Source organism: Kitasatospora sp. NPDC038210 (assembly GCF_055600605.1).
On record NZ_JBVJYK010000002.1, the window covers coordinates 567,754 to 592,628 of the forward strand.

General features: G+C 73.4%; 21 protein-coding genes and 1 riboswitch. Of the genes, 7 read left to right on the forward strand and 14 right to left on the reverse strand.

Features of this window, described 5'->3' with window-relative positions; genetic code table 11:
- Positions 1 to 208: 208 nt before the first annotated feature.
- From ACZ7KX_RS05985 to ACZ7KX_RS05995, 3 genes are read left to right on the forward strand one after another with little or no spacing between them, the layout of a single operon-like run.
- Positions 209 to 1,498 carry a hypothetical protein gene (locus ACZ7KX_RS05985; protein ID WP_470325495.1) on the forward strand — a complete coding sequence of 430 codons (1,290 nt, stop codon included), beginning with the start codon at positions 209 to 211 and terminating at the stop codon, positions 1,496 to 1,498.
- On the forward strand, positions 1,495 to 2,121 hold the full coding sequence (locus ACZ7KX_RS05990; RefSeq protein WP_350524196.1) for a precorrin-8X methylmutase: 627 nt from the start codon (positions 1,495 to 1,497) through the stop codon (positions 2,119 to 2,121). The genes ACZ7KX_RS05985 and ACZ7KX_RS05990 overlap by 4 nt, the downstream gene beginning before the upstream one ends.
- Positions 2,118 to 3,656, forward strand: coding sequence for a precorrin-2 C(20)-methyltransferase (locus ACZ7KX_RS05995; RefSeq protein WP_470325496.1), 1,539 nt, complete (start codon positions 2,118 to 2,120; stop codon positions 3,654 to 3,656). The genes ACZ7KX_RS05990 and ACZ7KX_RS05995 overlap by 4 nt, the downstream gene beginning before the upstream one ends.
- Before the next feature lie 72 nt (positions 3,657 to 3,728).
- Here ACZ7KX_RS05995 and ACZ7KX_RS06000 read toward each other — a convergent pair whose 3' ends face one another.
- Positions 3,729 to 5,468 carry a TIGR03767 family metallophosphoesterase gene (locus ACZ7KX_RS06000; protein ID WP_470325497.1) on the reverse strand — a complete coding sequence of 580 codons (1,740 nt, stop codon included), beginning with the start codon at positions 5,466 to 5,468 and terminating at the stop codon, positions 3,729 to 3,731.
- Positions 5,469 to 5,883: 415 nt separating this feature from the next.
- Between ACZ7KX_RS06000 and ACZ7KX_RS06005 the strand changes: the two genes are divergently transcribed.
- Entirely contained in the window at positions 5,884 to 7,047 is a 1,164-nt protein-coding gene (locus tag ACZ7KX_RS06005; protein ID WP_470325498.1) for a cobalt-precorrin-5B (C(1))-methyltransferase, read from the forward strand.
- 146 nt (positions 7,048 to 7,193) lie between these two features.
- Positions 7,194 to 8,723, forward strand: coding sequence for a UDP-N-acetylglucosamine 1-carboxyvinyltransferase (locus ACZ7KX_RS06010; RefSeq protein ID WP_350524200.1), 1,530 nt, complete (start codon positions 7,194 to 7,196; stop codon positions 8,721 to 8,723).
- A gap of 25 nt (positions 8,724 to 8,748) precedes the next feature.
- Here the strand turns inward: ACZ7KX_RS06010 and ACZ7KX_RS06015 are convergent, their stop codons facing one another.
- From ACZ7KX_RS06015 to ACZ7KX_RS06040, 6 genes are all read right to left on the reverse strand, one after another.
- Positions 8,749 to 8,946 carry a hypothetical protein gene (locus ACZ7KX_RS06015; RefSeq protein WP_470325499.1) on the reverse strand — a complete coding sequence of 66 codons (198 nt, stop codon included), beginning with the start codon at positions 8,944 to 8,946 and terminating at the stop codon, positions 8,749 to 8,751.
- A 71-nt stretch (positions 8,947 to 9,017) separates the two neighbouring features.
- Positions 9,018 to 9,521 carry a DinB family protein gene (locus tag ACZ7KX_RS06020; RefSeq protein ID WP_470325500.1) on the reverse strand — a complete coding sequence of 168 codons (504 nt, stop codon included), beginning with the start codon at positions 9,519 to 9,521 and terminating at the stop codon, positions 9,018 to 9,020.
- A 56-nt stretch (positions 9,522 to 9,577) separates the two neighbouring features.
- Complete coding sequence (locus ACZ7KX_RS06025; RefSeq protein ID WP_470325568.1) at positions 9,578 to 10,318, reverse strand: cobalt-precorrin-6A reductase; 741 nt, start codon at positions 10,316 to 10,318, stop codon at positions 9,578 to 9,580.
- A complete protein-coding gene (gene cobM, locus ACZ7KX_RS06030) occupies positions 10,318 to 11,079 on the reverse strand; it encodes a precorrin-4 C(11)-methyltransferase (protein WP_470325501.1) in 762 nt (253 codons plus the stop codon). Before cobM ends, ACZ7KX_RS06025 begins: the two co-directional genes overlap by 1 nt.
- A complete protein-coding gene (gene cbiE / locus ACZ7KX_RS06035) occupies positions 11,076 to 12,347 on the reverse strand; it encodes a precorrin-6y C5,15-methyltransferase (decarboxylating) subunit CbiE (protein ID WP_470325502.1) in 1,272 nt (423 codons plus the stop codon). Before cbiE ends, cobM begins: the two co-directional genes overlap by 4 nt.
- A 157-nt stretch (positions 12,348 to 12,504) precedes the next feature.
- A complete protein-coding gene (locus ACZ7KX_RS06040) occupies positions 12,505 to 12,930 on the reverse strand; it encodes a gamma-glutamylcyclotransferase family protein (protein WP_470325503.1) in 426 nt (141 codons plus the stop codon).
- Between the two features lie 132 nt (positions 12,931 to 13,062).
- Here ACZ7KX_RS06040 and ACZ7KX_RS06045 point away from each other — a divergent pair, with 132 nt between their 5' ends.
- Entirely contained in the window at positions 13,063 to 14,112 is a 1,050-nt protein-coding gene (locus tag ACZ7KX_RS06045) for an EamA family transporter (protein WP_470325504.1), read from the forward strand.
- A gap of 108 nt (positions 14,113 to 14,220) precedes the next feature.
- On the opposite strand, the gene ACZ7KX_RS06050 is transcribed toward ACZ7KX_RS06045, so the two are convergent.
- The 6 genes from ACZ7KX_RS06050 to ACZ7KX_RS06075 form a co-directional block, all read right to left on the reverse strand.
- Positions 14,221 to 14,784: an EF-hand domain-containing protein gene (locus ACZ7KX_RS06050; RefSeq protein ID WP_350524208.1), complete on the reverse strand. Its 564-nt coding sequence runs from the start codon at positions 14,782 to 14,784 to the stop codon at positions 14,221 to 14,223.
- A gap of 128 nt (positions 14,785 to 14,912) precedes the next feature.
- Positions 14,913 to 15,350 (reverse strand): cytidine deaminase family protein, encoded by a 438-nt coding sequence (locus ACZ7KX_RS06055; protein ID WP_470325505.1) that lies wholly within the window; start codon positions 15,348 to 15,350, stop codon positions 14,913 to 14,915.
- A 206-nt stretch (positions 15,351 to 15,556) separates the two neighbouring features.
- Positions 15,557 to 17,329 (reverse strand): dipeptide ABC transporter ATP-binding protein, encoded by a 1,773-nt coding sequence (locus ACZ7KX_RS06060; protein WP_470325506.1) that lies wholly within the window; start codon positions 17,327 to 17,329, stop codon positions 15,557 to 15,559.
- A gap of 13 nt (positions 17,330 to 17,342) precedes the next feature.
- The gene (locus ACZ7KX_RS06065; protein ID WP_470325507.1) at positions 17,343 to 18,335 is read right to left on the reverse strand and encodes an ABC transporter permease; all 993 of its coding nucleotides are present in this window, start codon (positions 18,333 to 18,335) and stop codon (positions 17,343 to 17,345) included.
- Positions 18,336 to 18,438: 103 nt separating this feature from the next.
- A complete protein-coding gene (locus ACZ7KX_RS06070; RefSeq protein ID WP_470325508.1) occupies positions 18,439 to 20,193 on the reverse strand; it encodes an ABC transporter substrate-binding protein in 1,755 nt (584 codons plus the stop codon).
- 147 nt (positions 20,194 to 20,340) lie between these two features.
- On the reverse strand, positions 20,341 to 21,318 hold the full coding sequence (locus ACZ7KX_RS06075; RefSeq protein ID WP_470325509.1) for an ABC transporter permease: 978 nt from the start codon (positions 21,316 to 21,318) through the stop codon (positions 20,341 to 20,343).
- 303 nt (positions 21,319 to 21,621) lie between these two features.
- A riboswitch (ZMP/ZTP riboswitch) is annotated at positions 21,622 to 21,718 on the forward strand.
- 21 nt (positions 21,719 to 21,739) lie between these two features.
- Here ACZ7KX_RS06075 and ACZ7KX_RS06080 point away from each other — a divergent pair.
- Positions 21,740 to 23,197, forward strand: coding sequence for a glycine hydroxymethyltransferase (locus ACZ7KX_RS06080; protein WP_470325510.1), 1,458 nt, complete (start codon positions 21,740 to 21,742; stop codon positions 23,195 to 23,197).
- Positions 23,198 to 23,390: 193 nt separating this feature from the next.
- Here ACZ7KX_RS06080 and ACZ7KX_RS06085 read toward each other — a convergent pair whose 3' ends face one another.
- Positions 23,391 to 24,818: an aldehyde dehydrogenase family protein gene (locus tag ACZ7KX_RS06085; RefSeq protein WP_470325511.1), complete on the reverse strand. Its 1,428-nt coding sequence runs from the start codon at positions 24,816 to 24,818 to the stop codon at positions 23,391 to 23,393.
- Between the last annotated feature and the right edge of the window lie 57 nt (positions 24,819 to 24,875).

The window sequence follows — 24,875 nt, forward strand, 5'->3', positions numbered from 1 at the left end:
TGTGCGGACGGTCCGCCGGACCGTCCGCCCAGCATCGTACGGGGTACGGCTGACCTGGGGGAGAGTGAGCTTTCGGTCGCGGGCTCCGGACCGCCCGGCGCACGGCTGTCCGTCGTGCGGACCGGCCGCCCGGCGTACGCGGCGGGTGCGCCGGAGTGTGATGCAGCGGACGGAGGCAAGCGATCGGATCATCTGTATGCTCGCCGCCATGCCACCGACACCCGACGCCACCGCGCCGGGCGCCGCCGTGCCCGACCGGGAGGTGCCCGACCGGGGGCGCGGGGACGCCTGCCCCGGAGCGCTGCGTCTGCACCAGGCCGACGACGGCGCCCTGGCCCGGATCCGCCTGCCCGGAGGCCTGCTGACGGACCGTCAGGCGCTCGCCCTGGTCGAGGCCGCCGAGGCCCTGGGCGACGGGGAGCTGGAGACCACCTCGCGCGGCAACGTCCAGCTGCGCGGCCTGGCACCGCAGTGCGCGGCGGACCTCGCGGAGCGGCTGCGCGCCGTCGGTCTGCTGCCCTCGGACACCCACGAGCGGGTCCGCAACATCGTCGCCTCGCCGCTGGCGGGGCTGGACGGCACGGACTCCGCCGATGTCCGGGCCTGGGTACGGGAACTGGACGCGCGGCTGTGCGCGAGCGAGTGGGCGGCCGGGCTCTCCGGCAAGTTCCTGTTCGCGCTGGACGACGGGCGGGGCGACGTCGCCGCGCTCGACGCCGATGTGACATTGATCGCAGGCTCGGGGGCCGCCACCGCGGACCGTGACCGGCCCGCCCTGCTGCGCCTCGGGCGCGCGGGCCACGGGCACCCGGTCGAGGCCGGGCAGGAGGTGACGGCCGTGCTGGACGCGGCCCGCTCCTTCCTGGACGCCCTGCGGACGAGCGGCCGAACGGCCTGGCACCTGCGCGAGGTGCCCGAGTTGCTGCCCGCCGGCTCGGTGCCGCTGCCCGCCTTCGCCGGAGCGGCGCCCGCCGTGGGCGCGCTTCCCGGCGGGCTCTCGGTGGGCCTGCGCTTCGGCCGGGCGAGCGCCGCTCAGTGGCGCGCGCTGGTCGCCGCCGCGACGGCTTCCGCCGGTGAGCTGCGGCTGACGCCCTGGCGCGGTGCGGTCGTGCCCGGCGCCTCCGCCGACCTGCTGCCCGCGCTCGCCGGGGCCGGTTTCCGTACCGAGCCGGGCTCGCCCTGGGAGCGGGCCACCGCCTGCACCGGGCTGCCGGGGTGCGCCAAGTCGCTCGCCGACGTCCGCTCGGACGCGGCCCGGGCGCTGGACGCCGACCCCCGGTCCGCGGCCGGTGGCGGGGGCCACGACGCGCTGCCCGTCCACTGGTCGGGCTGTGAACGGCGCTGCGGCCACCCGGCCGGGCGGTGGGTGGACGTGCTCGCCACGGGGCACGGCTACCGGGTGACGGTGAACGGACCGGCGGCTGCCCCCACGGCCGCCGAGGTGACGAACGAGGAGATGGCCGAGGCGGTCGCCGAGGCCAGGAGGACCACGAAGTGATCGAGTACGAGAAGGACGGCGCGTCCATCTACCGCCAGTCCTTTGCCACCATCCGCGCGGAGGCCGATCTGGCCGCCCTCCCGGCGGACGTCTCCCAGGTCGCGGTGCGGATGATCCACGCCTGCGGGATGGTCGACCTGGTCGAGGACCTGGTGTACTCGCCCGGCGTGGTCGCCTCCGCGCGCGCCGCGCTGCACGCCGGTGCGCCGATCCTCTGCGACGTCAACATGGTCGCGAGCGGGGTGACCCGCAAGCGGCTGCCCGCCGACAACGAGGTGATCTGCACCCTCACCGACCCGTCGGTGCCCGAGCTCGCCCGGAAGATGGGCAACACCCGCAGCGCCGCGGCCATGGAGCTGTGGCTGCCCCGGCTGGAGGGTGCGGTGGTCGCCGTCGGCAACGCGCCGACCTCGCTGTTCCGGCTGCTGGAGATGATCGAGGCGGGCGCGCCGCGCCCGGCCGCGGTGATCGGCGTCCCGGTCGGCTTCATCGGTGCCGCCGAGTCCAAGCAGGCCCTGGCCGAACACCCCTCCGGCCTGGAGCACATGGTGGTGCGCGGCCGGCGCGGTGGCAGCGCGATCGCCGCCGCCGCCGTCAACGCGATTGCGAGCGAGGAAGAATGACGGAGCATCAGAACGCCTCGATCGGGCGGCTGTACGGCGTCGGGCTCGGCCCGGGCGACCCGTCGCTGGTGACCGTCCGCGCCGCCGAACTCATCGGCAAGGCCGACGTGGTGGCGTACCACAGCGCCCGGCACGGCCGGTCCATCGCGCGCTCGATCGCCGAGCGCTATCTGACGGGTGGTCAGACCGAGGAGAAGCTGGTCTACCCGCTCACCGTCGAGACCACCGACCACCCCGGCGGCTACCGGGGCGCGCTCGACGACTTCTACGAGGAGGCCGCCGCCCGGCTGGCCGCCCACCTGGACGCCGGCCGCGACGTCGTCGTCCTCGCCGAGGGCGACCCGCTCTTCTACGGCTCCTACCAGCACATGCACAAGCGGCTCGCGCACCGCTACCCGACCGAGGTCGTGCCCGGCGTGACCTCGGTCAGCGCCGCGGCGGCCCGGCTCGGACAGCCGCTGACCGAGGCCGAGGAGACGCTCACCGTCATCCCGGGCACGCTGCCCGAGGAGGAGCTGACGGCGCGGATCGCGTCGGCCGACTCCGCCGTGATCATGAAGCTGGGGCGCACCTTCCCGACCGTCCGCCGGGCCCTGGAGCGGGCAGGGCGGCTGGCGGACGCCCAGTACGTCGAGCGGGCCTTCATGGCTGGGGAGCGCATCGCGCCGCTCGCGGAGGTCGACGAGGAGACGGTGCCGTACTTCTCGGTCGCGGTGCTGCCGAGCAAGGTCGCGCCGCTGGAGCCCGAGCTCCGGCTGTCGGAGGGCACCGGCAGCGTGACCGTCGTCGGCACCGGGCCGGCCGGACCGCTCTGGCTCACCCCCGAGGCGCGCGGCGCGCTGGCCGAGGCCACCGACCTGGTCGGCTACACCACCTACCTGGCCCGGGTGCCGGAGCGCCCGGGCCAGCTCCGGCACGGCTCGGACAACAAGGTCGAGTCGGAGCGCGCCGAGTACGCGCTGGACCTCGCGCGGCGCGGGCACCGGGTCGCGGTGGTCTCCTCGGGCGACCCGGGCGTGTTCGCGATGGCCACCGCCGTGCTGGAGGTCGCCTGCGAGGAGGCCTACCGGGACGTCCCGGTGCGGGTCCTGCCGGGGATGACCGCCGCCCACGCGGCCGCCTCCCGGGCCGGCGCCCCGCTCGGGCACGACTACGCGACGGTGTCGCTCTCGGACCGGCTCAAGCCCTGGGACGTGGTGGCCAAGCGGCTGCGCGCCGCCGCCGAGGCGGACCTGGTGCTCGCGCTGTACAACCCGGGCTCGCAGTCCCGCACCACCCAGGTCGGCCTCGCCCGGGACCTGCTGCTGGAGTACCGGGCGCCGGAGACGCCGGTGGTGATGGCCCGCGACGTCGGCGGGCCGACCGAGCGGGTGCGGATCGTCCGGCTCGGCGAGCTGGACCCGGCGCTGGTCGACATGCGGACGATCCTGCTGATCGGCTCCTCGCAGACCCGGGCCGTCGAGCGCGGCGGCGGCGTGGAGGTCGTCTGGACGCCCCGGCGGTACCCGGAGGCCGAGGGCCCCGCGGCGGAGTGACGGCGAACGGCTGACAGCTGACAGATTTCATCATCTGTCAGCTGTCATCCGTTTTCCGTCAGCCGTCGGCCGTCAGCGGGTCGGCTTGGCGAGCAGCAGCTCCGTGTTGTGGTCCTCGCCCGAGCCCAGCAGCGACGTCACCCGCCCGTTCGGGTCGTTGTACGACAGCTCGCGGTAGAGCGCCGCGAGATTGGCGTCCGAGGTGCTGCCGAAGTCCGTGCCGTACGGCGCGGAGGACTCGATCAGAGTGGTGAACAGCGAGATCGTGGCGTCCCCGTTGTCCACGACCTCGATGATCCGGCCGTGCTGCGGGTAGTCGATGTGCGAGGCGGTGTTGATCTCCCAGAACGCTCGCTCCGGCACCGCGTGGCCGTGCGGCGTGATCTTGTTCATGTGGGTGTGCCCGTTCACCCACCCGACCACGTTCGGGTAGCGCTGCAGCAGCGCCACCAGCTCGTTGCCGTCGTGCCGCTTCTCGAAGATGTTCCGCGGGTCCGGCAGCAGGTTGCCCATGCTGGTGCTGGTGTGGTGGCTGAAGACCAGGATCAGGTCGTCCGTGCTGCCGCCGGTCACCCGGTTCCCGTTGGTGTCGTACCAGTGCCCGCTGTGCGCCTTCAACTGCTGCTCCAGCCAGCGCAGTTGCGCGGTGCCCAGCGAACCGTCGGCGAACCCGGCCTGGTTGGTGGTGTCCAGGCTGATGCCGACCACCTTCTCCGAGATGCGGAAGGTGTAGTAGAGCTTCCCGCTGCCCACCATGTCCGAGGTGAAGCCGTGCCCGTACGGGCCCGCGCCGGTGGCGGCCGGGTCCAGGTGGGCCTTGGCGAACTCCTTGAGCGTGAACGGCTTCCGGCGCTCGTCGGGGGTGATCCGGCGCACCGCCTCGCCGTTGGCGATCAGCTTGGCGAGCAGCAGCACGGCACCCGCCGGGTCGCGGCGCAGCGAGTCCATCAGCTGGGCGGCCGTGGCGTCGTCGCAGCCCTCCAGCTTGTACTGGCCGGTGTAGAGGTCGTTGAGCAGCCCGAGGTCCGGCAGGGTGCCCTCGATGCTGTCGTCGTGGTTGCCGACCGTCGTGTACCAGGGCGTGCGCAGGCCCGGCGCGTCGAAGGGGCGGCCGGCGGCGGAGAGGAAGCCCGGCACCTGCGGGAAGCCCTTGGCCTTGTAGCCGTCGCTGTAGGCGAGTTCGGGGTTCCAGTAGGCCGCGTTGCCGGAGTTCTGCACGCCCTCGTAGCGGTTCGGGTCGCCGGTGTTCTGGGCCAGTCGGCCACCGCCCATGACCTTGAGGTACCAGTCGAGTTCGGCCAGCTCGTGGTTGTCGGTGTTGTCACCGGTGGCCATCACCATGCTGAACGGCATCCCGGTGTAGGGGCCTCCGGCGAGCGAGTTGACCCGCTCGACGAGGGCCGACACACCGCGGGCGTTCAGGGCCTCCTGCGGCCGGTAGGCGCTGCCGTTGAACCGGGCCAGGTACTCGAACCGCACCGGGGACTCGGTGTCCACCAGGTGCAGGTCGCTGAACTGGACGAAGCTGGCGAGGCCGGTGCGGCGGTCGTCGCGGCCGGAGCCCGCCGCCGCCAGGTCGCCGCGCACCACCAGCGGCCAGCCCGGACCGGCCGTAAGCCGCTTGTAGCCGCCGGTCCCGACCGGCGTGGCCACCTGCTCCAGGGTGGTCCCGGTGGCTCTGACCGCCCGCGCGGCCGTGGCCGCCAGCGCCTGGTCGCGTGCCGCGGCCGAGGCGAACTGTGCGCCGCCGAGCGACAAGGCCGACCACGCCGCGGCCACCGACGTACCGGTGAGGAACGTACGCCGACTCATCCCTGCCACAGAAAACCCCCACATAGTGATGGCCCGGCAGGGCGGACAACCCGTGCACCGGACCGACGTGTCATGAACCCGCATCTGGCGGACGGCCAGATTACTCACTGGTAGGCCGCGGGGCGAGACCCGTGCAGAGAACTCTTCGGGAACGGATCGGAAGGACTCCTCCGCACGTCGCACACGGCCCCCCGGCGGCCCGTGCCGCCACTCGCGCTCCGCCTGCCGCTCGCGCTCCGCCCGCCACGGCCCGCCGCCCGCTACGGCCCGCCGTCGGCCACGGCCCGCCGTCGGTCACCGCCGGTCACCCCGGTCGGGCCCCGCCCGGGTGAGTGGGGGAAAATCGGCGGTGGCGGCCGAGGTGGCCGCCCGGGAAGACGGGACGGCGCGGGGCGCCGTCGGAAGCGAGGCGCAGGTGGCCGCAGCGGGAGCCGATGGCGGAGCCCAGGCGGAGGCCGGGCCGGGCGGCCGGGCCGGGCAGCTGAAGAGCAGCGGCCTGCGACACGGCTGGACGACGGGTGCCTGCGCCACCGCCGCCACCAAGGCCGCGTACACCGCGCTGCTCACCGGCGAGTTCCCCGACCCCGTGGCAGTCACCCTGCCCAAGGGACAGCAGCCCTCCTTCGCCCTCGCCGCCGAGGAGCTGGGGACGGGCGGACGGCCCCACGCCACGGCCGGGGTGGTCAAGGACGCCGGCGACGACCCCGACGTCACGCACGGCGCGCTGATCCGGTCGACCGTCCGGGCCGGGGAGCCCGGCGCCGGTGTGGTGTTCCGGGCCGGTCCCGGGGTGGGGACGGTCACCAAGGCCGGCCTGCCGCTGCCCGTCGGCGAGCCGGCGATCAACCCGGTGCCCCGGCAGATGATCCGGGACGCCGTCGCCGAGGTGGCCGCCGAGTTCGGCGGCAGCGGGGACGTGGTGGTCGAGATCTCCGTCGACCACGGCGAGGAGATCGCCCGCTCGACCTGGAACCCGCGGCTCGGCATCCTCGGAGGCCTGTCGATCCTCGGGACCACCGGGATCGTCGTCCCCTACTCCTGTTCGGCCTGGATCGACTCCATCCGCCGCGGCGTGGACGTTGCCCGGGCGGCGGGGCGCACGCACGTGGCCGGCTGCACGGGCTCGACCTCGGAGAAGGTCGCGGTCGCGGTGCACGGGCTGCCCGAGGACGCGCTGCTCGACATGGGCGACTTCGCCGGTGCCGTGCTCAAGTACCTGAAGCGCCACCCGGTGCCCCGGCTGACCATCGCGGGCGGCTTCGCCAAGCTGTCCAAGCTCGCGGCCGGCCACCTCGACCTGCACTCGGCGCGCTCCCAGGTGGACAAGGGGTACCTGGCCGAACTGGCGCGGCGCGGTGGGGCGGACGAGGCGCTGGCCGCGGCGGTGGCGGCCGCCAACACCGGTCTGGAGGCGGTGCAGCTGTGCCGTGCGGCAGGGGTTCCGCTCGGGGACCTGGTCGCCGAGGCGGCGCGGGCGACGGCGCTCGGCGTGCTGCTGGGCTCGCCCGTCGCGGTGGACGTCATCTGCATCGACCGCGCCGGAACCGTCGTCGGCCGGGCGGAGCCGCTGGGCCCGTGACATCGTCACGACTGTCATGGGAGCGTGACAACGCCGCGCGGTGATGTGAAGATCTGACGGCCATACAGGGAGAGAAACGGACAAAAGGAGCGCCACGCCGCCCTTGGATTCCGTTGCCATCTCAACCATGAGATATGGTCTGGCGAGTGACAGGCGACTACCTCACCCGTATCGGCACCCTCATCCGCACCGCGCGTCAGCACCGTGGCTGGTCCCAGGCGCAGCTCGGAGAGGCGCTCGGCACCAGCCAGAGCGCGGTCAACCGCATCGAACAGGGCAAGCAGAACGTCAGCCTTGAGATGATCGCTCGTATCGGCGAAGCCCTCGACAGCGAGATCGTCTCGCTCGGCTACTCCGGCCCGATGCACCTGCGGGTCGCCGGCGGCACCCGGCTCTCCGGCGCGATCGACGTCCGCAGCAGCAAGAACGCCTGCGTCGCGATCCTCTGCGCCTCGCTGCTGACCACCGGTCGCACCACGATCCGCAGCGTCGCCCGGATCGAGGAGGTCTACCGCATCCTCGAAGTGCTCACCAGCATCGGCGTCAAGAGCCGCTGGATCAACGACGGCCGCGACCTCGAACTCACCCCGCCCGCCGAGCTGGACCTCGCCGCGATGGACGTCGAGGCCGCCCGCCGCACCCGCAGCGTGCTGATGTTCCTCGGTCCGCTGATGCACCGCGCCGAGCACTTCGAGATCCCGTACGCGGGCGGCTGCGACCTCGGCACCCGCACCGTCCAGCCGCACCTGACCGCGCTGCGCCGCTTCGGCCTGGAGGTCGCCACCACCGGCGGCGCCTACCACGCCTCGGTCCAGCCGGGCGTGCCGATGGACCGCCCGATCGTGCTGACCGAGCGCGGGGACACCGTCACCGAGAACGCCCTGCTGGCCGCCGCGCGTCACGACGGCGTGAGCGTCATCCGCAACGCCTCGCCCAACTACATGGTCCAGGACCTCTGCTTCTTCCTGGAGGAGCTGGGCGTCAGGATCGAGGGCATCGGCACCACCACCCTCACCGTGCACGGCGTCCCGCAGATCACCCGCGACGTCGACTACACCCCGGCCGAGGACCCGGTGGAGGCGATGAGCCTGCTCGCCGCCGCCGTCGTCACCTCCTCCGAACTGACGATCCGCCGGGTGCCGATCGAGTTCCTGGAGATCGAGCTCGCGGTGCTCGAAGGCATGGGCCTCGACTACGACCGCACCCCCGAGTACCGGGCCCACAACGGCCACACCCGTCTGGTCGACCTCACGGTGCGCCCCTCCAAGCTGACCGCGCCGATCGACACCATCCACCCGATGCCGTTCCCCGGCATCAACATCGACAACGTGCCGTTCTTCGCCGCCATCGCCGCGGCCGCCCACGGCACCACGATGATCCACGACTGGGTCTACGACAACCGCGCGATCTACCTCACCGAGCTGACCCGCCTCGGCGCGGACGTCAAGCTCCTCGACCCGCACCGCGTGCTGGTCCAGGGCCCCACCCGCTGGCGCGCCGCCGAGATGATGTGCCCGCCCGCGCTGCGCCCGGCCGTGGTCATCCTCCTCGCGATGCTCGCCGCTCAGGGCACCTCCGTCCTGCGCAACGTGTACGTCATCAACCGCGGTTACGAGGACCTGGCCGAGCGCCTCAACTCGATCGGCGCCCGGATCGAGACCTTCCGCGACATCTGACGCATCGTCATTTCGCTGGCCGGGCTCACCCGTTGAGCCCGGCCAGCAGGATCGCCACGTCCAACCCGGTGTTCAGGTACTCCGTGAACACCGGGTTGTTCAGTGCCCGGGGCGAGCGCCGCTCCCGCACCAGCCGGACTGCCCCACCGGTGTCCCGGCCGAGCCCGACCAGTGCCTGCGCCACCACCGGGCCCGAGCGGTTGTAGCCCGAGTGGCAGCGCACCAGCGTCCGACGGCCCCGGCGGACGGCCGTCGTCGTGAGCTGGTGCTCCCTCTCGGCCGACCCGTCCGGCGCTACTCGCCGGTGGTCCCGTCGAGGTGTTCGCGCAGGAGGTCGGCGTGGCCGTTGTGGCGGGCGTATTCCTCGATCATGTGGGTGACGATCCAGCGCAGCGAGAAGACCTCCTCGCCGTGGTGGCCCAGGACGTCCAACGACTCGGCGGCGGAGACGAGTTCCCGGGCGTGGTCGCATTCGCCGCGCCAGGTCGCGAAGGCCTCGTCCGGGTCGGCGGTGTCGACGTCGAACTCGGCGAAGGAGCCGTCGGGGTGCTTCCAGAAGCCGGGCGCGTCCTCGCCGGCGAGGACGTTGCGGAACCAGCCGCGCTCCACCTCGGCGAGGTGCCGGACCAGGCCGAGCAGGGAGAGTCCGGAGGGTTCCAGCACCCGGGCGCGGAGCTGCTCGGTCGTCAGACCGGCGCACTTCATCGCGAGGGTGTCCCGCTGGTAGTCCAGGAAGCCTGCCAGGGTGGCGCGTTCGTCGGCGGTCTGCGGGGTCCGGGTGCGCTGATCGTCGCTCATCGGGCCATCCTGCCGGGCGGACGGCGCCGCCGCCCGGCTTTTTCCACGGACCGGACTCAGCCGAGCTGCTCCAGCCAGTGCACCGCGCCCGCGACGTCCGGAACGACCGGCACGCCGTCCGGCACCGGAGGGCGCTCCACGATGACGACGGGCAGCCGGAGCCCGCGGGCGGCGGTCAGCTTGGGCGCGGTCGCGGCGCCGCCGCTGTCCTTGGTGACCAGGACGTCGATGCGGTGCGCGCGCAACAGCGCCTCCTCGCCCTGGACCGTGAACGGGCCGCGGTCCAGCAGGACTTCGAAGGAGGGCGGCAGCGGCGGCTCGGGCGGGTCGACCGAGCGGGCGATGAAGTGCACCCCGTCGACGTGGGCGAAGGCGGCGATGCCCTGCCGTCCGGTGGTGAGCAGGACCCGCTGACCGCGCCGCGGCAGCAGGTCGGCCGCCGCGGCGAGCGAGGGGACGGGGAGCCAGCGGTCCCCCTCCACGGGTGTGAAGCCGGGGCGGCGGAGCACCAGCAGCGGTACGCCGGTGGCGGCCGCCGCGAGGGCCGCGTTCTGCGACATGCCGGCCGCGAACGGGTGGGTGGCGTCGACGACGGCGTCCACCCGCTCGGCGCGCAGCCAGTCGGCCAGACCCTCCGGGCCGCCGAACCCGCCGATCCGCACCTCCCCGGCGGGCAGCCGGGGGTTGGCGACCCGGCCGGCCAGCGAGCTGGTGACCCGCAGGGCCGGTCGGCCGTCCAGGGCGGCGGCCAGCTCCCGGCCCTCGGTCGTCCCGCCGAGGACGAGCAGGTGGCGCATCACGACCCGCAGGGCTCGTGCGGCCGCTCGCGGTCCGCCGAGTAGAGGTGGCTGTCGCGGAACTGCTCGGCGGCCAGCGTCCGGCCGACGATGATGACGGCGGTGCGGACCACGCCCGCCGCCTTGACCTGTCCGGCGATGTCGCCGACGGTGCCGCGCAGCACCAGCTCGTCCGGGCGGCTGGCCATCGCGACGACGGCGGCCGGGCAGTCGGCGCCGTAGTGCGGGAGCAGCTGCTCGACCACGTCGTCCACGTACCCGGCGGCCAGGTGCAGCACCAGCAGGGCGCCGCTGCGGCCGAGGGTGGCGAGGTCCTCGCCCTCGGGCATGGGCGTGGCGCGCTTGGCGATCCGGGTGAGGATGACGGTCTGGCCGACGGTCGGCACGGTCAACTCCCGCTTCAGCGCGGCTGCGGCGGCGGCGAAGGCGGGCACGCCGGGGACGACCTCGTACGGGATGCCCACCGCGTCCAGGCGGCGCATCTGCTCGGCGACCGCGGAGAAGACGGACGGGTCGCCGGAGTGCAGCCGGGCCACGTCCTTGCCCTGGTCGAACGCGCTGGTCATCTCGTCGATGATCATGTCCAGGGTCAGGTTGGCGGTGTCGACCAGGCGGGCGCCGGTCGGGCACTCGGCCAGGAGCTCCTCCGGGACGAGGCTGCCGGCGTACAGGCAGACCTCGGCGCGGGTCAGGAGCCGCTGGGCGCGCAAGGTGATCAGGTCGGCGGCACCCGGGCCGGCTCCGATGAAGTAGACGGTCACGAGGCTTCCTCCTGGCGGGTGTTGGGCGTGCCGGGTTCGGGTTTGACGGCGGACCACTGGGTGACCGGCATGGCCTGGCGCCAGCCGGTGAAGCCGCCCACCGGGACGGCGTGGGCGACGGCCAGTTTGACGAGCTCGCCGCCGTGCCGCCGGTACCACTCGGTGAGCAGCGCCTCGGACTCCAGGGTCACGGTGTTGGCGACCAGTCGGCCGCCCGGGCGCAGTGCGGCCCAGCAACCGTCCAGCAGGCCGGGCGCGGTGAGGCCGCCGCCGATGAACACGGCGTCGGGGGTGGGGAGTCCGGTGAGCGCGGCGGGGGCGCGGCCGGTCACCACGCGCAGTCGGGGCACGCCGAGCGCGGCGGCGTTGCGGGTGATCCGCTCGGCGCGCACCGGGTCGCGCTCGACGCTGACGGCCTGGCAGTCGCGGTGGGCGCGCAGCCACTCGATTGCGATCGAGCCCGAGCCGCCGCCGACGTCCCAGAGCAGCTCGCCGGGGGAGGGGGCGAGCGTGGCGAGGGTGGCGGCGCGGACGTGGCGCTTGGTGAGCTGTCCGTCGCTCTCGTACGCGGTGTCGGGCAGGCCGGGGACGAGGGAGCTGCGGGGGCCGTCGCCGAGGTCGACGGCGATGAGGTTCAGTGCGTCGCCGGGCAGGTGCGGCCAGCCGTCGGCCGGGCCGTCCAGGTGCCGTTCGGCGGGGGAGCCGAGCTGTTCGAGGACCCGCAGTCGGGCGGTTCCGTAGCCGCGCGCGGTGAGCAGCGCGGCGACGGCGGCCGGGGTGGCGGCGTCGGCGCTGAGCACCAGCAGGCGGCGGCCGGGGTGGAGTGTGAGCGCGAGGGTGTCCAGCGGGCGGCCGACCAGGCTGACCACCTCGGTCGCCTCCAGCGGCCAGCCGAGCCGGGCGCAGGCGTGGGAGACGGAGGAGGGGTGCGGCAGGACGCGCAGCCGCTCGGCGCCGAGGGTCTCGGCGAGGGTGCGGCCGATGCCGTAGAACATCGGGTCACCGCTGGCCAGGACGGCGACGCGGCGGTCGGCGTGGGCGGCGAACAGGGCGGGGACGGCGGGGCGCAGCGGGGACGGCCAGGGGACGCGCTCGGCGGTGACGTCGTCCGCGGGGAGGAGGTCCAGTTGGCGGGGGCCGCCGACGACCACCTCGGCGTCCCGCAGCGCGGCCCGGGAGGTGGCGGCGAGGCCGGGCCAGCCGTCGGCCCCGATCCCGACGACGGTGATCGGGGGTGGCAGCTCGGGCACCGGGTGGCTCCTCGTCATTCGGTCCTGGGTCCAGCGATCCTGCTGGTCGGGGCAGCCTACCTGGCGGTATCCGGGCGGGTCCGGGGGGTCAGCCGACTGCCGGCGGGCAACGGAGAACAGCTGACAGCTTTCAAACTCTGTTCGCTGAAACCTGAAAGCTGTCACCTGTCACCTGTCACCTGTCCGCCCAGTCCCCCGACGCGATCAGCGTCGGCCGCTCCCGGAGCCGCGCCGCCACGGCCGGCCCGGCGAGGTAGACCCAGGCGTCCCGCGACCCGCCGGCCGCCGTCCGCACCGCCAGCCGCCGCCGCACGTACAGTCCGGTTCCGTCCGCCCGGCACTCCTCCAGCACGTCCAGGTCTGCCAGCGCTCCGGCGTACGCGCCCGGGCGTACGGTGATCAGCTCGCCCAGGATCCGGCGCCCGGGCGTCGCATCGAGCAGCGCGTACGGGAAGCCGGGGCCCGCGTGCAGCGCGGCGCCCTCCAGTACCGCCGGGCGGATGTCCGCACAGCGTCCGGCCAGGTGCACCGCGTGGTTGCGGCCGCCGCTGCGCAGGGTTCCGTAGACGAAGAAGGGCAGGTCCTCGTCGGATGCGGACACGGGTTCGACCTCCTGGCTGGGGAGCGCCCACGGTACGTGCTCCGGTCCGATTCGTGATACCGACTGGCGCACCGGGCCGTCGATGCGCTGTCATATCGGATGTTCGGCCAGCACCATTCAAGGGGGACACACATGACACCGCCCGCTTCCTCGCAACCGGCCACCACCCCCGACCCGCCGTCCGACGCCATCCCCACCCCGGTCAACGACGCCGTCGTCCCCTCCCTGATCAAGGACGCCCGCCCCGCCGCCCGCCTGGGCGGCGCGGTCTGGCTCGCGCTCGCCGTGGTCTACGTCGTCTGGGGCTCGACCTACCTGGCGATCCGGATCGCGGTGGAGACGATGCCCTCCTTCCTCTCCGCCGCCGCCCGCTTCCTCGTGGCAGGACTCCTGCTGACCGGCTACCTGCTGGTGCGTCAGGGCCCGGCCGGGCTGAAGGTGAGCGGGCGCCAGCTGGCCTCCTCCGCGCTGGTCGGCGTGCTGCTGCTGACCGGCGGGAACGGACTGGTGGTCCTGGGCGAGACCTCGGTCCCGTCCGGCCTGGCGGCCCTGCTGGTGGCCGCCGTCCCGCTGTGGATGGTGGTGCTGACGGCCTTCGGCGGCGAGCGCCCGAAGCCGGCCGAGCTCGTCGGTGTGCTGCTCGGGCTGGTCGGCCTCGGGGTGCTCTCGGCCCCGGCGATCGGCGGGTCCGTCGAGCCGCTCGGCGTGATGCTGATCATCTGCGCCACGCTGCTCTGGGCGTCCGGCTCGTTCGCGAGCAAGAAGGTCCCGATGCCGGGCAACGTGCTGGCCGCGAGCGCCTACCAGATGCTGGCCGGCGGCCTCTGCGATCTGCTGATCGGCCTGGTCCGCGGCGAGCAGCACGGGCTGGACCCGGCGGCCGTCTCCGGCCGCTCCTGGCTGGCGCTCGCCTACCTGGTGCTGTTCGGCTCGCTGCTCGCCTTCACCGCGTACGCCTGGCTGCTGCGCTCGGCGCCACTGACACTGGTCGCCACCTACGCGTACGTGAACCCGGTGGTCGCCGTGCTGCTGGGCTGGCTGATCCTGGCCGAGCCGCTGACCGGCCCCACCCTGGCGGGCGGGGCGATCGTGGTCGTGGGCGTCTGCCTGGTGGTGAGCGTCAGCCGGCGGCGCGGTCCGTCGTCGACGTCTCCGGCGAAGGGGGTGTCCGCGCGCCGGTGAGGTGACGGCCCGCCGTCGGGGTGACGGTCGCGGGGCCGCCCCCGAGCTTCCGGCTCGCGGGGGCGGCCCCGGTTCGTGCAGGTCGGAGGTGCGGGGCCGAGGCCCGGCTCAGAAGGCGTGCGGGGGCTTCCCCGTCCACCAGTTGCCGGGTGCGTCGGGGTCGCGGCTGGTCCAGTACTCGATGATCGCGTTGGTGAACTCGGTCGCGGACAGCACGCCGTCGCCGTCGGTGTCGAGGTGGCGGAAGGCCTCGTCGGCGTCGTCGCGGCACAGGCCGGCGAAGTGGCCGCGCTGGAAGACGAAGAACTCGCCGGCGTCCACCGTTCCGCTGCGGTCGGCGTCGGCGACGGCGAGGAAGGCCTCGGCGAGTGCCCCGAGGATGTCCCGGGCGGCCTCGGGGTCGTCGACGAGCGAGCCGGTCGAGACGACGAACTGCTGCCGGGTGATCGCCTCGGTGCCGGCGGGCAGCCGGGCGAGGTGCAGGTCGTGCCAGATCGTCAGGTAGGCGCGGACGATGACGGCTTCCGCCTCCGAGCCCTCTTGGTGCCCGAGCGAGCGGGCCACCGAGTGGCCCATCAGGACGTGGTCCCGTTCGGTGATGAGGCCGTCGCCGTCGGCGTCGAGGTGGTCGAAGCCGTGGTTGATCTTTGCGATGAGAAGGTCGTCCGACAATGTGTCCCCTCGGCTGGCGGTTCCTGGGTCTCCTACGTCACATCGCCTGCACGCTAACGCCTCGGGTCGCGCTCGCGCAGCCGAACGAAGGGCGAACGCAGGGCCGGTCCGCCCCGTGCCCGCAGGTCTCAGTCGACCTGGTGGTCGGCCCAGACGTACGTCTCCGGCAGCAGGTCCGCCACCGGAACGGTACGCAGGTCGGCCCCCTGCCCGACGACGATCCGCACCTCCGGGAAGTAGTCCAGCAGCACCTGGCGGCAGCGCCCGCACGGCGGGATCACCCCGCGCTCCCGGTCGCCGACCGCCACGACGGTGTTGAGCTCGTACGCCCCCTGCCCGGCCGCCGTGCCGATGAGCACCAGCTCTGCGCACGGCCCGCCGGTGAAGTGGTAGGCGTTCAGGGCGGTGACGATCCGTCCGTCGGCATTGCGCCCGGCCGCCGCCACGGTGTGGTTGTCACCCCGCGCGTACCGCCGCGCCACCTCCAGCGCCGCCGCGACGAGCTCCTCGTCCACGGGCGCCCCGTTGCCGCTCGCCGGGTCCGCCGCATTCGTCGTGTTCACCATGTTCGTCACACCTTGCTCTCCGGTCGGACCTGACAGGGCTGGATCATGATCCACCCGCCGGCGATCGTGCCAACCCTTTTGCCGCCGCCTCCACCCGTGTCCCTGCCGCCCCCGTGTCTCCGTCGCTCCCGTGTCCCCGTCGCCTCCACCCCCGTGTCCCCGCCGCCTCCCCTGCCGGGCCCCGGGCCGGTCGGGGAGGCGCGCCCTCAGTGCGCCGACGCCAGCAGCTCCCGGGTGTAGTCGGTGTGCGGCGCGGCGAACAGCCGGTCCCGGTCGGTGGACTCCACCAGCCGGCCCCCGTGCATCACCGCCACCCGGTCGCAGAAGTGCCGGACCACGGCCAGGTCGTGGGAGACGAACAGGAAGGCCACGCCGAGGCGTTCGCGCAGCTCCATCAACAGGTTGAGCACCTGCGCCTGCACCGACACGTCGAGCGCCGAGACCGGCTCGTCCGCGATGATCAGCCGCGGCCGGGGCGCCAGGGCCCGGGCGATGCCGATCCGCTGGCGCTGCCCGCCGGAGAACTCGTGCGGGTAGCGGTCCAGGTGCGCGGCCTCCAGCCCGACCTGCTCCAGCAGTTCGGCGGAGCGCTCCCGCCGTTCGGGCGCGGTCAGCGGGGTGTGCAGGCGCAGCGGGGTGTCGAGCGTCTGGGCGACGGTGCGGCGCGGATTGAGCGAGGCGTACGGGTCCTGGAAGACCAGCTGGATCTCGCGGCCGAGGCGGCGCCGCAGCTCCCGGTCCGGGCGGGTGACGTCCCGGCCGTCGTACGAGACCCGTCCACCGGTGGGCCGTTGCAGGCCGGCCAGGACCCGCGAGGTGGTGGACTTGCCGGAGCCCGACTCGCCGACCAGGCCGACCGTCTCGCCGGGCGCGATCCGCAGGCCCACGCCCTCGACCGCCCGGAGCGGCTCGGCCCGCAGGCCGGGGAGGCGCCGCCGCCCGGGGAAGTGCACGGTGAGGTCGTCCACCTCGACCAGCCACCGCGCGGGCCGCTCGACGGCCCTCGGCCGGAAAGACCGCCGAGGTGACGGGTCGTCGACTGTCGGCAGAGCCGTGCCGGGCACGGAGTCGAGGCGGAGCGCCGCTCCCACCAGCGCCCGGGTGTACGGCTCGCGCGGTGCGGCCAGCAGGTCGGCGGTCGGCGCGGACTCGACCCGGACGCCGCCGCGCAGCACCAGTGTGCGGTCCGTCGTGCCGGCCACCACGCCCAGGTCGTGGCTGACCAGCAGCACCGCGGTGCCGTGCTCGCGCTGCAACTCGCCCAGCAAGTCGAGGACCTGCCGTTGGACGCGGGCGTCCAGGGCGGTGGTCGGCTCGTCGGCGATCAGCAGCTGCGGGTCGTTCATCAGCGCCATCGCGATCATCACGCGTTGTCGCATCCCGCCCGAGAACCGGTGCGGGTGGTCGCGCAACCGGGCCGCCGGGATGCCGACCCGGTCGAGCATCTCGACCGCCCGCTGACGGGCTTCGGCGCGGCCCGCCCCGGGGTGGTGCAGGCGGTACGCCTCGGCGAGTTGGGCGCCGACACCGTGGAAGGGGCTGAGCGAGGTGAGCGCGTCCTGAAAGACCAGGGCGGCTCGGCCGCCCCGCACCGCGCGCAGCGTCGCCTCCCCGGCACCGACCAACTCCTGTCCGCCCAGCCGGATCGAACCGGAGACGGTGGTGGTGCGCGGGTCGTGCAGACCGAGGACGGCGAGGCCGACCGTCGACTTGCCCGAGCCCGATTCGCCGACCAGGCCCAGGACTTCACCCGGGGCGAGGTCGAAGGACAGCCCTTGGACGGCGGTCACCGGCGGGCCGCCGCGCGGGTCGGCGAAGCTGACGGTCAGGTCGCGGACGCTCAGCACCGGCTCCGCCGTGCTCCCGTCGAGACCCGGCACGGCACCGTCGGCGCCGACACCCGTGACGGCGGCAGGGGCAGTGGCAGTGGCCGCGCCGGCGGACCTCGCGCCGGCGACCCTCGTGGCAGTGGACTTCATCGAACCGTTCCCCTCAGCTCAGCCGGACACGCGGGTCGAGCCAGGCCACCGCGAGGTCGGCCAGCGCGACGAACAGCACCACGAAGCAGGCGGCCAGCAGCACCGCGCCGACGACGGCGGGCAGGTCCTGCCCGGCGACGGCCTGCGCGGCGAACCGCCCGACCCCGTTCAGCCCGAACACCGTCTCGGTGATCACCGCCCCGCCGAGCAGCGCTCCGGCCTCCAGTCCGAGCAACTGCACCAGCGGCCCGGCGGCGCCGCGCGAGGTGTACTTGAGGTGGGCGCGCAGCCGCCCGAGCCCCTTGCCGCGGGCCGTGCGGACGTACTCCTCGTTCATCGTCTCCAGCAGCTGCGAGCGCGAAAGCCGTGCGAAGACGGCCGAGTTGACGAAGCCGAGGACGATCCAGGGGAGCAGCATCCCGCCCGCCCAGGCCGCCGGGTCCTCGCCCGGCGGGGTGTAGGAGGGCAGCGGCAGCAGGCCGGTGGAGTAGACCAGGAGCCACTGCGCGACGTACCCGAGGAAGTAGATCTGCACGCTGGCGCCGACCAGGGTGAAGCCGGAGAGCAGCCGGTCGGTCCGCCGTCCGTGCCGCAGCGCGGAGACGAATCCGGTGCCGAGGCCGAGCACCAGCAGGACGGCCAGGGCCCCGGCGGTCAGCGAGAAGGTGACCGGCAGGTGGTCGGCCAGGGCCTCGCTGACCGGCTGGTGCAGCCGGTAGGAGTAGCCGAGGCAGGGTGCGGAGCAGCGGATGGTCGAGCCGTCCACGTCGTCGATGTCCCGGCCGGCGACGATCCCGGCCAGGTAGTCGGTGTACTGGGCGACGAGCGGCTGGTCCAGGCCCATGCTCCGGCGCACCGCTGCGACCTGCCCGCTGTCGCAGCGCGGACCGCAGGCGGCGCGGGCCGGGTCGGCGGGCGCGGCGTAGAAGAGGGCGAAGGCGGCGGCGGAGACCGCGACCAGGACGGCGAGGGCCTGGGCGGTCCGCCGCAGGACGAAGGAGAGCATGGCCGATCCGGGGGAGGGGTGGTGGCAGGGGTGGGAGGCGGCGGGACCTCAAGGCCTGAAGGCCTCAAGACCTCAGGACTTGAGGCCTTCAGGCTTCAGGGCTTCAGGACTTCAGGTACAGCCACGCCAGCGACACCGTCCCGTAGATCGGGTGGATGAACGCCCCGCCGAGGTTGCTGCCGTGCAGCTGGCTGACGGTCGGGTAGGCGAACGGCAGCACCGGCACGTCCTTCATCACCGTCTGCTCCAGCGCGTACAGCTCCTTGGCCTTGGCGCGCGGCTCGCCGATCCGGTTGATCCGGTCGATCTCCGCGTCCACCGCCGGATTGCGGTAGCGCGCGGAGTTGATGTCGCCGCCGGCGCGCCCGTCGAAGGAGAACGGGACCAGCGTGGACGGCGTGGGCCAGTCGACCGACGAGGTCTCCTCGAACAGGTCGTACGGGGAGTCGGCGCGGTGCACCTCGTCCAGGAAGGCCTTGGGGTCGATCGGCTTGGGCACGACGGTGATCCCCGCCTTGGCGAAGCCGTCGACCAGCACCTGTGCGACGCGCTGCCCGTTCGGCGTGTTCCTGTACGCGTAGGTCAGGCTGCCCGGGGCCCCCTTGGCCTTGGCGAGCTCGGCCCTGGCCGCCTCCGGGTCGCCCTCGGGCCTGGCCGGGTACAGGTCGTACTTCTGCCAGTCGATCAGCGCGGGCGAGCTGAGCGTGGTGGCGAGTTCGCCGGTGCGGGCGCCGCCCTGGACCTGGCGGGCCTGCTGGCGCGGGTAGGCCAGGTGCAGCGCCTTGCGGACCTCGACGTCCGGCACCCGCTCGTTGTTGATCACCAGCTGGGTGACGAAGGCGCCCTGCCGGCCGGAGACGACCAGCTCGCGGGCCTTCGGATCGGTGTCGGTCGTCTGGTACAGCTCGGGGGAGAGGGTGTCTGCGGCCGTGGTGGCGTCGGCGCCGCCGTCCCGTCCGGAGAGGATCTCCTGGTTGAGGTTGAGCGCCTCCTTGCCGTACGTGAAGACGAACCGCTCCGGGTACTGGTTGCGGATCGGGTCGGTCTCGGGCTTCCAGGCCGGATTGCGCTCCAGCACCATGCGGGTGTTCTGGACGTGCTCGACGATCCGGTACGGGCCGGTGGCGAACGGCTGCCGGTCGTAGGCCGTCCCGGTGTCCTTGTCCCGGCGCACCGGTGAGGAGGAGGACTGCGCGGCCATGTACGGCACGTCGGCCTGCGGCTGCGGGAAGTGGAAGACGACGGTGCGCTCGTCCGGCGTCTCGATCGCGGCCAGGTCGCCGTCCTGCGGGCCCTCGTACGCGGCCCGCGCCGCCTGGTAGTCGGCCGCGCCGGTGAGCCACTGCGGCCAGTAGGGCGGGCCGACCTCGTAGCCCTTGCCGAAGGTGCGCTCGATGCCGTACTTGACGTCCTGGGCGGTGATCGGCTTGCCGTCCTCCCAGGCCACGCCCTGCTTGAGCCGGTACGTCCAGGTGCGCCCGCCGTCGGCCGGGGTGCCGGTGTCGGTGGCCAGGTCGCCGACCAACTTGGCCTTGCCGTCGATGACCTGATACTGCGTCAGTTGGCGCCCCCAGAGCAGGGAGGCGTTGTAGGTGGCCCCGGCGTAGACCTTCTGCGGGTCGAGGTGGCGGAACTCGACGCTGTTGTACACGTTGACCGTGCCGCCCGCACGGGCGCCCGGGACGGCGGGGGCGGGGCCGGCGCTCTCCTGCTCGGTGCCGAGTGCGGCGGTCAGCGGGGAGGTCTCCTTGGCGGAGGCCCCGGTGCCGGCGGAGCCGGTGCTGCCCGCGCCGGCCGAGCAGGAGGTCGCCAGCAGGGCGGTGGCGATGACGGCGAGGGACGGTCGGGTCCAGCGCATGGCGAATCTCTCCTCGCCCCGGCGGATCGCGCCGGGAGGGTTCGGGTGACGAACGGAAACGGACGGAAGGGTGCGAACGGAACAGAAAGGAACAGAAAGGAACAGAAAGGAACAGAAAGGAAAGGCGGAGCAGGGTGCGCGGATCGCTCAGCGGGTGCCGGAGCGCGGGTCCAGCGCGTCCCGGACGGCGTCGCCGAGCAGGTTGAAGGCGATCACGAACAGCAGCAGTGCCACCCCGGGGAAGGCCAGGTACGTCGGGTCGGCCCGGAAGACCTCGGAGCCGCGCGAGATCATCCGCCCCCAGTCCGGGACGGGCTCGGTGACGCCGACGCCGAGGAAGGACAGCGCGGCCTCGGAGGCGACGTACGTCGGCACCGCCATGGTGGCGTGCACCAGGAGCTGTGACCGGACGTTCGGCAGCAGTTCGTGGACGACGACGTGGAAGCGGCTCGCGCCCTGGGCCCGGGCGGACTGCACGAAATCCCTTTCCCGGAGCGAGCGCACGGCGGCCCGCAGGGAAAGCGCGAGCGGAATCCAGCCGAACGCGGAGAAAACCAGGACCAGCACCAGGAACTGCATCCACTCCGGTTCCGCAGTGCCCGGATCGACCAGTCGGGACTCGACGACCGGGCTGAGCGCGAGCAGCAGGAGCAGCGTCGGAAAGGCCAGCAGAACATTGGCGAGGAATCCGAACAGCCGGTCCGCGATTCCGCCGAGACTGCCGACCGCGACACCGGCCAGGACGCCCAGGGCGGTGGTCACGGTGGCGGCGGCGAGAGCGATCAGCAGCGAGGTGCGGATGCCGTAGAGCAGCTGGGTGAGGACGTCCCGGCCGAGTCCGGGCTCCAGGCCGAACCAGAAGTCGCCGGAGATCCCGCCGTTCGGCAGCATCGGCAGGCCGCCGTCACTGAGCAGACCCGGAGTGTTCTGGCCGTAGTGCTCGACCGGATTCCGCCCGTACAGCGCGGCGATCAGCGGGGCCGCTGCGGCGAGCAGCAGGAACAGCAGTACGACGGCCAGCGCGGCGGCACCGACCCGGTCCCGCAGGAGCCGGCGGAGCAGGCCCGGGGCCGCGGGGGTCGCGGGCCCGGCCGCGCGGACTGGGACTGTGTCGACCGCTGCCATGAGGCATGACCCCCGAATTCTCCGCCGCCCCGTGGGTGGGGGTGCGCTGGTGTGCATTTCCGGTACGGCATCCGGGGGTTTCCCGGGGCCGTTCGAGCGCCATTCGATCGGATGCGTCCGACGTTCCGCAAATCGCTTCCGACGGCTCCCCGGGGAATTCCTGCGGGACTGTTTCGGGAATTGTGGCGGCTTCATTTCGCCGAAACAACGGCGTTGCAGAGGAACGGACATATCCCATGAAACCGGACCGGCTGTTCCGTATTCTGAGACCTCCGCCACAGTCCCTCCGATGTTGGTACGATCCCGGTGGACTGCGACTGGCGCGTAGGGATGGAATCAACCATCGGGAAGCGGTCTCGTGAAACCTCACGTGAAGTTGCCGAGCGCCTGGGCCATCCGCAATCCCCACCAGGAGACCGCCTTGGCCCAGCAGCCCCACACCGCCGCGACCCCCGCCGCCGACACCGCGTTCCGCAGTGCCCTCGACGTCGTCGCCGGCGTCGAACCGCGGATCGCCGCCGCCATCGGCCGGGAACTCGCCGACCAGCGCGCCTCGCTCAAGCTGATCGCCAGCGAGAACTACGCCTCCCCGGCCGTCCTCCTCGCCATGGGCAACTGGCTCAGCGACAAGTACGCCGAGGGCACCGTGGGCCGCCGCTTCTACGCGGGCTGCCGCAACGTCGACACCGTCGAGGCCATCGCCGCCGAGCACGCCCGCGAGCTGTTCGGCGCCGACCACGCCTACGTCCAGCCGCACTCCGGCATCGACGCCAACCTCACCGCCTTCTGGGCCGTCCTCTCCCAGCGGGTCGAGAGCCCGGCCCTGGAGCGTGCCGAGGTCCGCAACGTCAACGACCTCACCGAGGAGGACTGGGCGAAGCTGCGCCACGAGCTCGGCAACCAGCGCATGCTCGGCATGTCCCTGGACACCGGCGGCCACCTCACCCACGGCTTCCGCCCCAACATCTCGGGCAAGATGTTCGAGCAGCGCAGCTACGGCACCGACCCGGTCACCGGCCTGATCGACTACGACGCGCTGCGCGAGACCGCCCGCGAGTTCCGCCCGCTGATCATCGTGGCGGGCTACTCCGCGTACCCGCGGCTGGTGGACTTCCGCACCATGCGCGAGATCGCGGACGAGGTCGGTGCCACCCTGATGGTCGACATGGCGCACTTCGCCGGCCTGGTCGCGGGCAAGGTGCTGACCGGCGACCACGACCCCGTCCGGCACGCCCACATCGTCACCACGACCACCCACAAGTCCCTGCGCGGCCCGCGCGGCGGCATGGTGCTCTGCACCGCCGAACTGGCCGAACACGTCGACCGCGGCTGCCCGCTGGTGCTCGGCGGCCCGCTCTCGCACGTCATGGCCGCCAAGGCCGTCGCCTTCGCCGAGGCCCGCCGCCCCGAGTTCCAGGCCTACGCCCACGCCGTCGTCGACAACGCCCGGGCGCTCGCCGAGGGCCTGCTGCGCCGCGGCGGAACGCTGGTCACCGGCGGCACCGACAACCACCTCGTGCTCGCCGACGTCTCCGGCTACGGCCTGACCGGCCGCCAGGCCGAGGCGGCGTTGCTCGACTCGGGCATCGTCACCAACCGCAACTCCGTCCCGCAGGACCCGAACGGCGCCTGGTACACCTCCGGCATCCGGATCGGCACCCCGGCCCTCACCACCCGCGGCCTCGGCGTCGCCGAGATGGACGAGATCGCCGAGCTGATCGACACCGTCCTGCGCGCCACCACCCCCACCACCGCTGCCGGCGGCACCCCGTCCAAGGCCGGCTACGGCCTCGACCCGGCCCTGCGCGACGCCACCGCCAAGCGCGCCGCCGACCTCCTCGCCCCGTACCCGCTCTACCCGGGCGTCGACCTGGTCTGACCGGCACCCCGGGCTACCGCACCCGCCGGGAACGCCCGAAACGCCCGGGCACACCGGGAGTGCCTGAACCAACGGGAACACCGGCAACGCCAGGAAAGCCCCGAGCACCCGGAACACCCCGAGCACCCGGACGCCCGGGGCCGCCGGCACCTCCGCCGACGACCCCGGGCCACGTCCGGCCCCGGTGTAGTGGCTAGTACTGCAGCGACTTGTACTGCAGGAACTCCTCCAGCCCGTGACGCCCCAGTTCGCGCCCGAGGCCGGAGTCCTTGTAGCCGCCGAAGGGGGCGAGGGGGTTGAAGCGCCCGCCGTTGAGGTCGACCTGGCCGGTGTCGAGGCGGCGGGCGAAGGCGGCGGCGGTGTCGGTGTCGCGGGCCCAGACGCCGCCGGCCAGGCCGTACGGGGTGCCGTTGGCGAGCTCGACGGCGTGGTCCTCGTCGCGGTAGGCGAGGATCACCAGGACCGGGCCGAAGACCTCCTCCTGGGCGACCGCCATGTCCGGCTTCACGTCGGCGAGCACGGTCGGGCGGACGTAGAAACCGGTGGGCAGTCCGGCGACCGGTTCCGAGCCGCCGACGACCAGCCGGGCGCCCTCGGCCAGTGCGCCGTCGATGTAGCCGCGCACCCGGGCCAGCTGCTCGGCGCTGGCCACCGGACCGATCCGGGTCTGCGGGTCGGTCGGGTCGCCGGGCACGTACTGGGCGGCGGCCTTGGCGGCCCGGGCGACGGCCTCCTCGTACTGGTCCTCGTGGACCAGCAGGCGGGTCCAGGCGCTGCAGGTCTGGCCCGAGTTGGCGAAGACCCCGGCGACGTTGGCCTTGACCGCGCGGGTGATGTTGGAGCCCGGCAGAACCACGTTGGCCGACTTGCCCCCCAGCTCCAGGGCGACCCGCTTGAGGTCCCGGCCGGCCGTCGCGGCGACCTGCCGGCCGACGGCGGTGGAGCCGGTGAAGGAGACCACGTCCACCTCCGGGTGGGCGACGAGCGCCGCGCCCGCCGCCTCCCCGGTGCCGGTGACCAGGTTGAACACGCCGGCCGGGAAGCCCGCCTCGTGCACCAGCCGGGCGAACAGCCGGGCCACCAGGGGGGTTTGCTCGGCGGGCTTGAGGACCACCGGGCAGCCGGCCGCCAGCGCGGGGACGACCTTGGCGACGATCTGGTGCAGCGGGTAGTTCCACGGGGTGATCGCCGCGACCACTCCGGCCGGCTCGGCGTGCACCACCGAGTTGCCGATGCGCTCCTCGAAGGGGTGATCGGCGAGCAGGGTCAGGTAGGAGGTCGCCACGGTCAGCGGCAGCCCGGCGTGCACGGCGGCGGTGAAGCCGACCGGGGCGCCCAGCTCGGCGACCACCGTCCCGGTGATCTCGTTCTGCGCGGCGGCGAGCCCGTCCCGCAGCCGGGTCAGCAGGTCCAGCCGCTCCTCGCGGGTGGTCGCGGCCCAGCTCCGGGCGGCCCGGCGGGCCGCCGCCACCGCCGCGTCGACGTCGGCGGTCCCACCGGCCGGCACGGTGGCGAGCACCTGCTCGGTCGCGGGGTTCAGCACGGCGATCGAACCGGGGTCCCCGGAGGGCCGCCAAGAGCCGTCGATGTACTGGTCGCCGTACTCCGCGTACTCCTGCACCGAGTTGTCCTCTCGTAGGATCAGCCGATTGACCGACAGTGCTAGTCGGAGGCCAGT